Raw genomic sequence first — 13,905 nt, 5'->3', positions numbered from 1 at the left:
AGGACCATAAAGCCAACTACTGCCTAGATGGCACCGGCACGCAGGGCGTAGGCGACCGCGTGCGCACGGTTGTTCAGGCCGCACCGGGTCATCAAGCCGTACAGCACGTTCTTCACGGTCCGCTCCGAGTAACAGAGCTTCGCGGCGATCTCTTCGGTGCCGTAGCCCTCCGCGACCAGCCGCAGCACGTCGCATTCGCGAGACGCGAGGCCGGACAGGGTGAGGCCGTTCGGCTCCAGTACGTCCCGGCGCATCCGCTGGACCTGCGAAAGCAGCGCGCCCTGCAGTCGCGGCGGCAGGGTCGCGGTGCCGTCGCCGGCGGACAGCACCGCCGACACCAGCTCGGCACCGCCGGTCTCCCGCCGCGGCAGAATCGCGACGACGCCGCACTCCACGGCAGACATCAGGTCGCTTTCGCGAAAGTGGTCGACGACGATCACCAGGTGCGGCCCGGCCGGCTGCTCCGACAGCTTGCCCAGTTCCCGGACCTGCGAGAGCACCCGGTCGGTGACGTGCTCCTCCATCACCAGGACGACGTCCGCCGCGTCCGGCGCGACCAGCACCAGCTCCGGGCGGGACCCGAGGAGGCTCGTCGCGCCCGCCCGGGTGATCGGGTCCGACGCCAGCACTGCGACCTTGACCAGCTTCACGGCAACTCCTACGCCCCTCGACAACGTCTGCACGCAGTGTGTCGGGCGAGACTTCACGTTTTCTCGCACGCCCGTGAAGAGTTCTGAAGAATCTCGGGGTTTGCGCAGGTCAGCTGCCTATATCCGGCTCTTCGGCGGCGATCTCGCGGAACGCTTCGGCGGCCCGGTCCAGACAACCGGGCATCAGTTCCAGCGCGGCGGTCCACTCCCGCTTGGCGGCCCGGTAGCGGGCCTGGGCCTCGACCGGCCAGTCCGCCACGCCCGGCTCCACCGCCGACTCCAGTTCGGCGAGCACCGCGCCGAGGTCGCCGGTCGTGCCGCGCAGCCGGGCCAGCACCTCGGCGGCCGGGCCGAAGCCGGGATCGAGGCCGCTCATCGGCGGCCAGCGCATCTCGCGCGCTCATCTGAGCGATTCGTGGCGGCGTGCGCGACCTGCACCAGGTCTGCCAGACTGCCCAGAATGCGATCGAACTGCTGCTCCCAGTCGTTCATCGCCTGGCCGAACCGGGCGGACGCCTCGCCGCGCCAGGACGCCTGCAGCGCCGCCATCTCGCTGTTGACCTCACCGAAGCAGGAGTTCGCGGCGTCGATCGCCGCCGCGAACCGGGCAGCCTCGCCGGGCTGGGCTCCGACCGGGTCCAATGCCTCTTCCTCACTGTCCGACCAGGGACTTCCGGCACCGGCGCGGCGGCCTCGGGCCAGACCCTGCGCAGGTCCGGACCAGTGCGACAGCAACCGCGGGACGGTTTCGGAGTCCGCGCGCGGGTGCGCGCGGGTCCCAATCCGAGGCTGCCGCACCGATTCGCCAGCGGAAACCGGAGCTGCCCCTTTGTCTGACAGGTGTGCCTGCCGGGGCGGCCGCGCGGTTTGCCCGGCGTTCACGGGCCGGTCACTGCCGCGACCCGTGTCCACCGGACAATTCGCTGGACAAGACGGCGGAAAGCAACCTCTGCCAGTCCCGGTACGTCACCTTTTCGGCGTAAGCTCACCAGTGGCGTCCGGCGTGTGACGAACAGTCAGCGCGTGAAGGGAGACCGATGTCGGCATCCGGCGGCGTCCCAGCGCCGGAGATCCAGCTGCTCGGACCGGTGCGGGCCTGGCTCGGCGACCGGCAGCTCGACCTCGGTTCCGCTCATCGGCGCACTGTCTTCGCGGTACTCGCGCTCGCCGCGAACCGCACGGTCTCCCGGGAAGCGCTCATCGACGCGGTGTGGGGCGATTCGCCGCCGGCCAGCGCGCAGGGCAGCATTTACACCTACGTCTCCGGTCTGCGCCGCGTCCTCGAGCCAGGACGGCGCAAAGGCGCCGAATCGCGGCTGATCGCCTCCACCGGCTCCGGCTACTCGCTCTGCGTGGACCCCGACCAGATCGACGTCCACCGGTTCTCCGCGCTGCGCGACCTCGGCCACCGGCTGCTCGCCGAAGGACGGCCCGCCGAGGCGCGCACGCAGTTCGACGCGGCACTCGCCGAATGGGACGGCGCGCCGCTGCAATGCCTTTCCGGGCAGTACGCGAGCGCTCAGCGGGTGCGACTGGAGGAACTGCGGCTGGCCACTGTCGAACGCCGGGCAGAGCTGGCGATGGACGCCGGCGACCACTCCGGGCTCGTCGCGCAACTCGGCGAGCTCGCCGCCGACCACCCGTTCCGAGAGCCGTTGCACGGCCTGCTCATGCGAGCGCTCGACCATGCCGGCCGCCATCACGAAGCACTCGCTGTCTACACCGAGCTGCGCGAGCGGCTGGTCGAGGCATCCGGCACCGAACCGGGTCCGGCGCTGCGGGAGCGGTACGAGCGGTTGCTCGCCGCCGGCAAAGCTGCCAGTCAGTCCGCCCCGAAGCTGCCGACGCCGGCCACCCGGGTACCCCGGTTCCCGCTGCCGGTCCAGCCACCGCGGCCAGCCTCGTTCGTCGGCCGCGAGAACGAGCTGCTGGCGATCGGCGAGGCCGTCGCGGGGCTCGCCGGCGGGCTCGGGCACTCGATCTGGGTCAAGGGCGAGCCAGGCATCGGCCGGACGGCGCTGCTCGCCGAGACAGTCGCGATGGCGCACGAGAGCGGCTGCTCGGCGCTGTTCGCCGCGGCGGACGCGCTGGACCAGGGCTTCGCTCTGCGACCGCTGCTGGACGCCTTGGGCGTGCACCCGCGCGCCTCGGACCTGCGCCGGGCAGAGCTGGCCGTCGCGCTGGCCGAAGACCCGGACCTGGACCCGATCGACGGCATCCTCCGGCTGGTCCGGCAGCTGTGCGCGGAGGGGCCGCTCGCACTGGTCGTGGACGATCTGCAGTGGGCCGACGAAACGACGCTGCGGGCGTGGCGGCACCTCGCGCGCGAAACCCGGCGGCTGCCGCTGCTGCTGGTCGGCGCCTGCCGGCCGCTGCCCCAGCCCGCCGCACTCGAAGCACTGCGCGCGGACCTGGCGGCCGGCCCGACCACCTTGCTCCAGTTGGAACCGTTGCCGCACAACGATATCCGCCAGCTCGCGAGCCATCTCACCGGCGCTCCGCCGGACCGGATGTTCGCCCTGCTCCTCTCGCACGCTGCCGGGAATCCCCGCTATGCCGTCGAAATCGTCGAGACGCTGCTCGCCAATTCGATGGTGCTGCTCGACGGTGCGCACGCGATCATCGACGGCTCCTCGTGCCGTTCGATCCCGTCTCCGCTCGGCTCTCGGGTGACGCTGTACCTGATCTTCCTCTCCAGCGGCACCCGCGAAATGCTGCGCTGGGCGGCGTTGCTGGGCAAGGAATTCTCGCTCGCCGACATCGCGATCGCCACCGAGCGCGCCCCGACCGCGCTCGTCGGCGCGGTCGAAGAGGCGCTTGCCGCCGGGGTGCTCACCGAGTCCGGCGACCAGCTCGCCTTCCGGCATCCGCTGCTGCGCCGCGTGCTGTACGAAAAGACGCCGGCCGCGATGCGCGTCGCGCTGCACCGGCAGCTCGCCGAAGCGCTCGACCGCGCGGGAGCCGGCCCGGACCGCGTCGCCGAACAGCTGTCCGCCGCACCCGCACAGGTGGATCCGTGGGTCGCTGCTTGGCTGGTCGAGCACATCGGCACGGTCGCCGCGCAGTCGCCGCGGATGGCGGTGGATCTGCTCAAGCAGGTGGTCAAGCAGACCGCGTTGCCCGCCAGCGCGCGCGAACCGCTCACCGCCACGCTCGCCCGGCTGCTGTTCTGGCTCGGCCGGGAGCCGGAAGCGGAAGCGCGCTCGGTGGTCGCGCGGACCGAAGACAGCCGACAGGCCGCGGAAATGCGCTGGATCCTCGCCTACATCTACTACCGGCGCGGCGAATTCGCCGAAGCGTCGGCGGAGGTCGGGCGCACCCTCGCTGATCCGCGGGTGCCCGAGATGTGGCGAGGCCGGCACGAGACGTTGCGCGCCACCATCGAGCGGTTCGCCGCCGATCACCAGGCGGCCGAGCCGGATCTGTCCGAGCTGGGCGTACTGGACGGGATCGACAACGACGCCGACCTCAGCACCGCGCGGCGGCTGGCCGCGACGCGGGCAGTGCCCGGCGAAATGCACCTGGCCGGCGCCGTGCACTACTACTGGCGCGGCCGCTGGGGCGAGGCGCGGGCCGAACTCGACACGGTGATCCGGGGCGGCGCGGAAACCGCGTCGTATGTGTTGCGCAGCCCGGGTTCCGCCCTGCTGGTGCACGGCGTCGGCGCGCTGATCGCGAGCCACCGGGACGAGCCCGAAGAGGCTCGCGCACACCTGGACGCGGCGGCCCGGCACCAGTTCCCGCACGGGCTCGAACCGAACGGCGGCGACTACCTGCTCGCCGCGCGCGCCCAGCTGGCCGAGCTGGAAGGCCAGCCGAGGGCGGCGCTCGCCGCGCTGGTGCCGCTGCTGGAGCAGAACTATCCGCCGTCGGCACGCCAGCAGTGGCTGCCCGATCTGGCCCGGCTCGCGATGCAGCTGGGCGACCAGGCACACGCGTTCCAGGCGCTGCGGCTGCTCGGCGACACCGGCGGGTACGACAGTCGTGGCTACGAAACCCCGCCCGCGCACACCGCGGCGACCGCGCACTGCCGCGGCCTGGTGACCGCCGACCCGGACGCGATCCTGGGCGCGGCGAAGCACTACGAAGCGGCCGGCCGGATGCTCAAGCACGCCCGGGCCAGCGAGGACGCTGCGATCCTGCTCGCCGAGTACCGCCGGCTAGACGAGGCGCGTTCGGCGTTCCTCGCCGCGCTCACCAGCTACACCTCGCTCGGCGCGGCCTGGGACGTGCGCCGGGCCGAATCGCGGATGCAGCCCTACGGCATCCGGCGGGCCAGTCCGGTCCGGGTCCGCGCCGCCGGCGAGTGAACCGGGGTGGACTGGCGTCCAGGATCTCCCGGTAAACTCGGTTAACACGTCGAATGGAACGACATGCCAGGGGACTTGCGGGTAGCGGTGCTCGGCCCGTTGCGCGCCTGGCGCGGGCCGGCGGAGATCTCGCTCGGGCCCGCCCGGCAGCGGGCCGTCTTCGCCATGCTGGCGGTCGCCGCCGGACGGCCGGTGCCGCGCGCCGAGCTGATCGCCGGAGTGTGGGGCGAATCGCCGCCGGCGAGTGTCGAAGGCAGTGTGCACACCTACATTTCCGGGCTGCGCCGGGCGTTGGAGCCCGAACGCACGCGGTGGGCCGCGTCGAGCGTGCTGGAATCCGGCCCGGCGGGCTACACGCTCAGGCTGGCGCCGGAGGCGCTGGACGCGACGGAGTTCGAGCAGCATCGGGCCGCTGCTCGGCAAGAAGCCGAAGCCGGTGCACACGACCGCGCGGTTGCCGAACTGCGCGCCGCGCTGGCGTTGTGGCACGGCGAGGCGCTGTCCGGGGTTCCCGGCGAGTTCGCGGAACGGCACCGCGCACATCTGGCCGAGCTGCGGCTGGACACGCTCGAACAGGCCGCGCGCAGCAAACTGGCGATCGGCGGCCACCAGGACGTCATCGCGGAGCTGACCGCGCTCACCGCCGAACATCCGCTGCGGGAATCGCTGCGGGAATCGCTGATGCTCGCGCTTTACCGCAGCGGCCGGCATTCCGACGCGCTGGACGTGTTCCGCGACGCCCGCCGGACGATCCGCGCCGAGCTGGGCGTCGAGCCCGGATCGGCACTGCGCGGACTGCACCAGCGCATCCTGGCCGAAGATCCGGCGCTGGATCTCCCCCGGCCGGCCGCCGCGCCCGAGCCGACGGCCCCGGATCCGTTGCTGGGCAGGGACATCGAGACCCAGCAGTTGCGCCGGCTGCTCGGCGAGGTCCGGGGAGGCCGCGGCCGAGCGGTCTGGATCGAGGGCGAAGCCGGGATCGGGAAGTCCGAACTGCTCGCGCACGCGTTCGGCGAAGTGCCCGGTCTGCAGGTCGCCTGGGTGGCCGCGGACGAGCTGAGCATGCGGTTCCCGCTGCAGGTGATGCACGAGTGCCTGGCGATCGACGCGCATTCGCCAGACCCGCGCCGCGCCCGCGTCGCGCGGGCCAGCGAGGAGCTGCGGGGCGGCGACCCGGTGCTGGATTCGGTCGACCAGCTGCTCACCCTGGTGGACGAACTGTGCGCCGAATCGCCGATGCTGCTGGTGGTAGACGACCTGCAGTGGGCCGACGAGTCGAGTGTCCTGGTGTGGCATCGGCTGTGCGCGGCGACCCGGCAGCTGCCGTTGCTGCTGGTCGCGGCGACGCGGCCGGTCCCGGAGCGCACGGAAATCCTCCCGCTGCGGCGCGGCGTCGAAATGCGCGACGGGGTCGTGCTGGAACTCGGCCCGCTCGGCGACGACGACGTGCGGCGGCTGGCGGAGCGGCAGCTGGGCGCGGAGCCGGGGCCGCGGTTGCGCGAGCTCTGCGCCCGGGCCGACGGGAATCCGCTGTACCTCAAGGAAATGCTCGAGGCGCTGCAGCATTCGGACGCGATCGAGCGCAGCGGTGAGCGCGTCGACGTCTCGGACCCGCTGCGCTTCGAGCCGCCGGAATCGGTCGCGGCCGCGGTGGGCAGGCGACTGGAGCTGCTGCCCGAGGAGACCCGCCAGGTGCTGTCCTGGGGCGCGGTGCTCGGCATGGAGTTCGCTGTCGGCGACATCGCGGCGGTGCTCGGGCGGCGGCCGTCGGACCTGCTTGGCCCGCTCGAAGCGGCGCTGGCGGACAACATCCTGGTGGACACCGGGACCCAGCTCGCGTTCCGGTTTCCGTTACTGCGGCAGACGTTGTACCACAGCCAGCCGCCGGAAACCCGGGCCGCGCAGCACCGGCAGGCGGCCGAGGCGCTGGCCGGGATCGGCGCGCCGGTCAAGCGGGTCGCCGAGCAGCTGGTGGCCGTCCCGTCCACTGTGGACCCGTGGGTGCTGGACTGGCTCGCGCGGCACCAGGGCGCGGTGTCGAACCGGGCACCGCTGATCGCGGTCGAACTGCTGGAACGCGCCCTGGCCGGGATCTCCGCCGCCGATCCGCGGCGCGAGACGCTGCTGGTCGCGCTGGTCCGAGTGTTGTTCCGGCTCGAACGGAACCCGGAAGAGCTTGCCCTGCAAGCATTCGAGCTGGCCCACGACCCGGACAACGCGGCCGAGATGCGGCATGTGGTGTCCGCGCTGCGGTTCCGGCGGGGCGAGGTGGAGCTGGCCGTGGAGACGCTGGGAAATCCGGCGGAGGACCCCTCGGTGCCGGAGCTGTGGCGGGTCAAGGGCCGCCACCTGCTCGCGAACTTCCGCCGCGGCGGGCTGGACGACCTGGACGTCGCCGAGGAGAACGCGCACCGCGCCCGAGCCTCGGCGAATGGCGACGGCTACCTCACCGCGCACGCGCTGCAGACGCTGTGGCTGGTGGATTCGGTGCGACGGCATCATGCCAGCGCGTTGCAGCACGTGGACGAAGCGCTGGCAGCGGTCGGCGACGCTCCCGAGCTGGCGGATCTGCATGTGGATCTGCTGGACAATCGCGTCTTCACCCTGCAGAACCTCGACCGGCTGGACGACGCCAACCGGACGCTGCAAGAAGCCGCGGAGGTGACGCGGCGGCACAGCATGCCGAGCGGGTTGCAGGTTTCGGTCGCGGTGCACCGGTATTGGGAAGGCCGGTGGGACGAGGCGCTGGTCGAGCTGGACACGGTGACCGAGGACGGGCCGGCGATCACCTTCTTCGGATTGCGGGAGCCGGGTCCCGCTGCGCTGCTGCTGCACGGGGTCGCGGCCCTGATCGCGGCGCGGCGGGGCGAGCTCGACCATGCGGCCGCGTTGCTCGACGCGGCGGAGGAGTACGCGCCGGCGACGAGCGCGGAACGGGAGAGCTTCGACTTCCTGCTGGCCGCGCACGCTCTTGTCGCCTACCAGCAGGATGATCTGCCGAAGGCGATCCGGGTGCTGGAGCCGATCCTGAACCCGACCTACGCGCAGATGATGCTGCGGCATCAGTGGTTGCCGCAGTTCGCGCAGATCGCGCTGGCGGCAGGCGACCGGACGGCGGCAGAGCGGGCGCTGGCGGTGTGCGTCGAGGAAGCGGCCAAGGAAGTGGTTCCGGCGCGGGCCTTCGCGGCGGCGGAATGGTGCCGGGGGCTCCTGGCCGAGGATCCCGCGCCGGTGCTGCGGACCGCAGAGCATTTTCGTTCGGTGGGAAGGAAACCTGAGCTGGCGAGCGCGTTGGAGGACGCGGCGGTGCTGCTCGCCCGCGTGGGCCGGCTGGACGCGGCGCAGCAGGCGTTCGACGAGGCAGCAGCGCTGTATGCGGAGCTGTCGGCGAAGTGGGACCTGACGCACGCGGAGTCTCGGTTGCGGGCATTGGGTGTGCAGCGGAGTGCGTCCCCGGCGCCAGCGCAGCCGGGGCGCGGATGGGAGTCGCTGTCGACGCTGGAGGTACGCATCGCGCAACTGGTCGCGGACGGCCGGTCGAATCCGGAGATCGCGACCGCGCTGAGCCTGCCCCGGCGGACGGTACAGGCGCATGTGGCACGGTTGCTGGGGAAGTTGGACGCACCGTCGCGCAGCGAGTTGGCCAGCACCGTCACCCGACGGACCGGTTGACAAAGTCAGGCGGCGCCACGGCCGGATCGGTTGCCGAAAGTCCGTTGTCCCGCGAGGGGCTGGTCTGGACGAGGCGGACCTTGACGCCGGTGACGGCCGAAGCGACCTAGGTCCGCGAAGGACCCCTTGAGGGAATCTGAGTCCGGCAAGGGCCCCTTCGCGGCAGTTCCGCCGTAACACGGACAGAATCGCGCGGCACTAGCCGTACCGCACCCCGGTCGAGACGCTGCGGACCAGATTCCGTCCGAGCAGCAGGAACAGCAGAATGACCGGCAGCACGGCCAAAGTCGCTCCGGTGAGCATCAGGGCGTAGTCGGTGAAATAGCCGCTGGCCAGCTGGGACAACGCGACTTGGACAGTCGGCGTGTCGCCTGGTCCCAGCGCCACCAGCGGCCAGAAGTAGTCGTTCCACGCGCCCAGGAAGGTCACCATCGCCAACACTGTCGCTTGTGGACGGATCGACGGAACCGCGACGTGCCAGAAGGTCCGCAGCAGTGAGGCGCCGTCCATAGTGGCCGCGTCCACCAGGTCCTGCGGGATCGCGCCCTCGCACGCCTGGCGCATCCAGAACACGCCGAACGCGCTGACCAGCGCGGGCACGATCACCGACTCCAGCTGGCCAGCCCAGCCGAAGTCGCTGACCATCAGGTACAGCGGGATCACCCCCAGCTGGGCGGGCACCATGGCGGAGCCGACGACGATCAGGAACAACGTGTTGCGGCCACGGAAACGCAGCCGGGCGAAGGCGTACCCGGCGAAGCTGGACAGGACCACGTTGGACACCATCACGGTGGTCGAGACGATCAGCGAATTGCCCATCGCCTGCCAGAAATCCACCGTGTCGAAGACCCGGCGGACGTTCTCGAACAGGTGCCCGCCGGGCAGCAGCAACGGCGCGGTTTCGCCGATCGAGGCATTGTCCCGGGTGGACACGACGAAGGACCAGTACAGCGGGAACAGCGACGCGGCGACCAGTCCGATCAGGACCGCGTACACCCACGCCCCGGCCCGCCCGCGGCTCACGGCGCGCTCACGAACCGGCGGACCAACCGGTAGTTGAAGAGCGCGAACAGCAGGCATACCACGAACATCACCCAGGACAACGCCGCCGCGTAGCCGGCGTCGAACTTGCCGAACCCCTTCTCGTACAGATACATCGTGAGCGTCTGGAACTGCCGGTCGTTGCCGCCGCTGCCGCTGCCGGTCGCGTCGAACAGCTGCGGCTCGGCGAACAACTGGAGCCCGTTCACCGTGCCCGCCACCGCGGTGAACGCGATCGTCGGCCGGATGCCGGGAACGGTGATCGACCAGAAGGTACGCCATCGCGACGCGCCGTCCAGTGCGGCGGCCTCGTAGAGGTCCGGTGGCACGGCCTGCATCGCGGCCAGGTAGATCAGCGCGTTGTATCCGGTCCAGCGCCACATCACCATGGTCGCCACCGCGAAATGCGACGACCACCGATGCGCTTGCCAAGAGATCGGCGGCACGCCGAACCAGCCGAGCACTTCGTCGACCACGCCGTAGCCGGAGCTGTAGAGCTGCGCGAAGACCAAGCCGACGGCCACGACGGACACCAGGTTCGGCAGCAGCAGCCCGGCCCGCCACCAGGTCGCGGCGCGCAGCGACCGGTTCAGCAGCGCGGCGATGCCGAGCGCGAGGAAAAACTGCGGGACGGCGGCGAGCAGGAAGATGCTGATCGTGTTGAACAGCGCGTTGTAGAACCGCGAGTCGGAGAACAGCTCGGCGTAATTCGCGAGCCCGAGGCCGCCGGACGGGCCGGCCAGCAGGTCCCAGCGGTGCAGCGAAACCCAGGACGTGTAAAGCAGCGGAAAGACGCCGAACAGTCCGAACAGGACAAAGAACGGCAGGATGAAGGCGTAGGGCGAGAGCTTGCGGTCCACAATGGCTACTTGATCGCGTCGCGGCCCATCCGGACCGCGTCGGCCCAGGCGTCGTCGAGCTGCTCGGAGCCTTCCTCGATCCGGCCCAGCGCGCGGCCGAACTCGGGGCGCACGTCGGCGTCGTGCAGCCCGCGGTAGTTCGGCCGGAGCCGATCCGCGGACGCGGCGTAGATCTCGCCGACCGGCGCGTTCGAGAAGTACGGATCGGTGTGCGCGATGACCTGCGGATCCTTGTACACGGCGGGTTCGCTCGGCAGGATCCCGTCGGACAGGAAAAGCCGCTTCTGCTGCGCGGGCGCGGTGAGCCACTGCGCGAGCTCGTAGGCTTCCTTCGGATGCGCGCTCTGCTTCGGCACGGCGAGGAACGAACCGCCCTGGTTGCCGCTGTCCCCCGGCACCGTGGTGACGTCCCACTTGCCGCGAACCGGGTCCCCGCCGGCTTCCTTGATCTGCGCGAGCATCCAGGCCGGGCACGCGATGGTGGCGAACTTGCCCTGCTTGATCGCGACGTTCCAGGCCTGGGTGTAGGTGGTCGCACCGGCCGTTTCGTGCGCCTGCGCGAGACCGCCGGACAGGTAGAAGGCGTTGCGCACGCTCGGATTACGGTCCGCGATGTACGAATCGTCCTGGTCTGAGAAGTAGTTCTGCGGCGACTGGTTGAGCATCGCGGTGTAGACCGTGCCCGCCGAGTCGGCGAACTTCACGTCCGGCATCTTCTGCGTGAACCGCGCGGCGACGTTCGCGTAGCTCTGCCAGTCCGGCATCAGCGCGGCGACGTCCTTGCGATCGGCCGGCAGCCCGGCCTGCTGGAACAGGTCGCGGCGGTAGCACAGGGCGAGACTGCCCATGTCGGTGCCGAGCCCGAACACGTAGTCGCCGGAAGTGCCCTGCGCCCACTTCCAGGCCGCCCACTGGTCCTTCAGCTTGGCGGCGCCGTAGTCGGCGAGGTTGACGAACTTGTCCTTGGCCCGGATGTACTTCGGCAGGTACTGCTCTTCGACCGCGACCACGTCGGCCGCGCCGCGCCCGGCCGCCAGCTGGGTGGCCAGCGTTTTGAAGTGGGTGTCGAAATCGGTGACCCGGCTGCGGATCTGGATGCCTGGGTGGTCCTTTTCGTACTGCTCGAACAGCGGCGCGTAGCCGAACTCGCCGAAGGTCGCCACGCTGAGCGTGACCTTCCCCTCGGACGAGGCGGAGCCGCACCCGGAAACCCCGAGCAGGACGGCGGCGGCAAGCACGGCAACGGCCGGGCGCCAGGTCAGCTTTCGCACGTGGTGGGCAACCTTTCAGATCACTCCGGCGCGGAGTGCGTAGGCGACGGCGTGCGGCCGGTTGCGCAGCTTGAGCCGGTTCGTCATACCGTAGATCACGTTCTTGACGGTCCGCTCGGAGTAGCAGAGCTTGTTCGCGATCTCCGCGGTGTCCCAGCCCTCGGCCATCAGCCGCAGCACGTCGACCTCGCGCGGCGAGAGGGTGCTGCGGTCGCCGTTGCCGCGCAGGTTCTCGGCCTGGTGCAGCAGATCCCGCATGGACGTCTCCCGGCCGGACGCGGCCGCCACGATGCTGCGCACCAGCTGGTCGCCGCCGATCGCGTCGCGCGGCAGCACCGCGGCCACGTGCCAGGCGGCCAGCTCGGCCAGGTCGTCGGGGTCCACGTAGCCGGCGACGAACACGATCGCGGCCGGCGTCTCGGTCGCCGCGGCCCGCAGCGCCGCCTTCACCTCGCGGGTGACCCGGTTCGCGGCGAACACCAGCACGGCGGCCTCGCCGCGCTGCTGGCCGGGCATCACCCGGACCTCGCGGCGGGTGCGCAGGTGGTCGATCAGACCCGCCAGCGTGATCGGGTCCGAAGCCCATGCCGCCACCTTGACCTGATTCATCACTGCCTCCCCGGTCGCGAAACCTCCGCGTGTCGTGTGCCAGGCCAGTGTGGCGACGGCGGCTTCACGAAATCTCTAGCCGATACGCGACTATTCTTCACCGGGTGAAGCCGGGCCTCTCGCGGGGGCCGGGCGACCGCCCCTGACCTGTCCGGACTGCCAGAGGAGACCATGAAGGCGCGCACCCGGCCACCCCGCTCGACCGTCGGAGCCGTCAGCACGTTGGCGCTCATATGTGCACTTTCTGCTTGCTCCGGCTCCGGGTCCTCCTCGGGAACGGCGGCCCCGTCCACGCCGGCCGCGCCGACCGCGGGCAGCTCGCCGCAAGCCGCCCCACCAGCACTGACCCCGGCTTCCCCATCGCCGGGCCAGACCGTTTCGTGCGCCGCGGCGGTGACCGCGATGAACCCTCGGGCACGGCTGGCGCAGCTGGTGGTGCCGGGCGTCGACGCGGGCGACCCGCGGGCGGTCGAGGATTTGGTGCGGACGTACCAGGTCGGCGGGATTTTCGTCGGCGGCAATAAGACCACGCTGTTGCAGAATGGCGCGCTGAACACCGTCCAAAACGCGGCGGCGATCCCGGTTTCGGTCGCCGTCGACGAGGAGGGCGGCCGCGTGCAGCGCATCGACGATCTCGACGGGTCGATCCCGAGCGCCCGGCAGCTGGCGTCCTCGAAGTCGCCGGAAGAGGTGCGCGCGCTGGGCGTGCAGCGCGGCAAGCAACTGCGCGCACGCGGGGTGACGGTCGACTACGCACCGGACGCGGATGTGAGCGACGAACCCGACGACGCGGTGATCGGCGACCGGTCGTACAGCTCGGATCCGGAGAAGGTGCGACAGTACGCGATGGCGTTCGCCGACGGTTTGCGCGCGGGCGGCGTGCTACCGGTGCTCAAGCACTTCCCGGGCCACGGCCACGGCTCCGGCGACTCGCACCGCGGCACCGTCGTCACGCCGCCGCTGGACCAGCTCCGCCAGGTCGATCTGGTGCCCTACCGCGACATCGCCGCATACGGCCCGGTCGCGGTGATGGTCGGCCACTTGGAGGTCCCCGGGCTGACCGGTGACGAGCCGGCGTCGATCTCGCCTGCCGCGTATCGGTTGCTGCGCACGGACTACCGCTTCACCGGGCCGGTGATCACCGACGATCTGGGCGGGATGAAGGCGATCACCGACCGGTACCAGCTGCCCGACGCGGTGTTGAAGGCCCTGCAGGCGGGGGCCGATCAGGCGTTGTTCTCGTCCGGCCACAACGACGTCGGTGCGGTGCTGGACCGGCTGCAGGCGGCAGTCGGCGCCGGAGAATTGCCCGCGGATCAGGTGAAAGCGTCGGACGAGCGGGTGTTGGCCGCGAAGGGGTTCTGCACCCCGTGAGCTGGCGGTAACGCGGCCCGGCGAGCCGATTCCTTCCTCGGGCGCGTCCGTGAAGGGCCCCTTACCGGACTTGGATTCCCTCAAGGGGCCCTTCCCGGACAATCGAAGTTGGCCGCGG

General features: G+C 70.9%; 10 protein-coding genes. 3 read left to right on the top strand and 7 right to left on the bottom strand.

Features of this window, described 5'->3' with window-relative positions:
- Positions 1-23 precede the first annotated feature (23 nt).
- The 3 genes from AMYBE_RS0139220 to AMYBE_RS0139210 all read right to left on the bottom strand — a co-directional run bounded on the left by AMYBE_RS0139220 (position 24) and on the right by AMYBE_RS0139210 (position 1,292).
- Complete coding sequence (locus AMYBE_RS0139220) at positions 24-650, bottom strand: response regulator transcription factor (RefSeq protein WP_020664878.1); 627 nt, start codon at positions 648-650, stop codon at positions 24-26.
- A gap of 109 nt (positions 651-759) precedes the next feature.
- Entirely contained in the window at positions 760-1,026 is a 267-nt protein-coding gene (locus tag AMYBE_RS0139215) for a WXG100 family type VII secretion target (RefSeq protein WP_027928494.1), read from the bottom strand.
- Complete coding sequence (locus AMYBE_RS0139210; RefSeq protein WP_020664876.1) at positions 1,023-1,292, bottom strand: WXG100 family type VII secretion target; 270 nt, start codon at positions 1,290-1,292, stop codon at positions 1,023-1,025. The genes AMYBE_RS0139215 and AMYBE_RS0139210 overlap by 4 nt, the downstream gene beginning before the upstream one ends.
- A gap of 395 nt (positions 1,293-1,687) precedes the next feature.
- Here AMYBE_RS0139210 and AMYBE_RS0139205 point away from each other — a divergent pair, with 395 nt between their 5' ends.
- Positions 1,688-4,960 carry an ATP-binding protein gene (locus AMYBE_RS0139205; RefSeq protein WP_020664875.1) on the top strand — a complete coding sequence of 1,091 codons (3,273 nt, stop codon included), beginning with the start codon at positions 1,688-1,690 and terminating at the stop codon, positions 4,958-4,960.
- Positions 4,961-5,023: 63 nt separating this feature from the next.
- Positions 5,024-8,632, top strand: coding sequence for an ATP-binding protein (locus AMYBE_RS0139200; RefSeq protein WP_027928493.1), 3,609 nt, complete (start codon positions 5,024-5,026; stop codon positions 8,630-8,632).
- A 198-nt stretch (positions 8,633-8,830) separates the two neighbouring features.
- Here AMYBE_RS0139200 and AMYBE_RS0139195 read toward each other — a convergent pair whose 3' ends face one another.
- The 4 genes from AMYBE_RS0139195 to AMYBE_RS0139180 are packed head-to-tail and all read right to left on the bottom strand — an operon-like array spanning position 8,831 to position 12,413.
- The gene (locus AMYBE_RS0139195) at positions 8,831-9,655 is read right to left on the bottom strand and encodes a carbohydrate ABC transporter permease (RefSeq protein ID WP_020664873.1); all 825 of its coding nucleotides are present in this window, start codon (positions 9,653-9,655) and stop codon (positions 8,831-8,833) included.
- Positions 9,652-10,533, bottom strand: coding sequence for a carbohydrate ABC transporter permease (locus AMYBE_RS0139190; protein WP_020664872.1), 882 nt, complete (start codon positions 10,531-10,533; stop codon positions 9,652-9,654). The genes AMYBE_RS0139195 and AMYBE_RS0139190 overlap by 4 nt, the downstream gene beginning before the upstream one ends.
- 5 nt (positions 10,534-10,538) lie before the next feature.
- Entirely contained in the window at positions 10,539-11,804 is a 1,266-nt protein-coding gene (locus tag AMYBE_RS0139185; protein ID WP_020664871.1) for an ABC transporter substrate-binding protein, read from the bottom strand.
- 15 nt (positions 11,805-11,819) lie between these two features.
- The gene (locus AMYBE_RS0139180) at positions 11,820-12,413 is read right to left on the bottom strand and encodes a helix-turn-helix transcriptional regulator (RefSeq protein ID WP_020664870.1); all 594 of its coding nucleotides are present in this window, start codon (positions 12,411-12,413) and stop codon (positions 11,820-11,822) included.
- Positions 12,414-12,815: 402 nt separating this feature from the next.
- On the opposite strand from AMYBE_RS0139180, the gene AMYBE_RS0139175 reads away from it, so the two are divergent.
- Positions 12,816-13,787: a glycoside hydrolase family 3 N-terminal domain-containing protein gene (locus AMYBE_RS0139175; RefSeq protein ID WP_020664869.1), complete on the top strand. Its 972-nt coding sequence runs from the start codon at positions 12,816-12,818 to the stop codon at positions 13,785-13,787.
- The last annotated feature ends 118 nt before the right edge of the window (positions 13,788-13,905 follow it).

Origin of the sequence: Amycolatopsis benzoatilytica AK 16/65, assembly GCF_000383915.1 — a bacterium.
Lineage (GTDB): Bacteria > Actinomycetota > Actinomycetes > Mycobacteriales > Pseudonocardiaceae > Amycolatopsis > Amycolatopsis benzoatilytica.
Note: the sequence above shows the minus strand (reverse complement) of the source record. Positions and strands in the feature narration are given on the sequence as shown.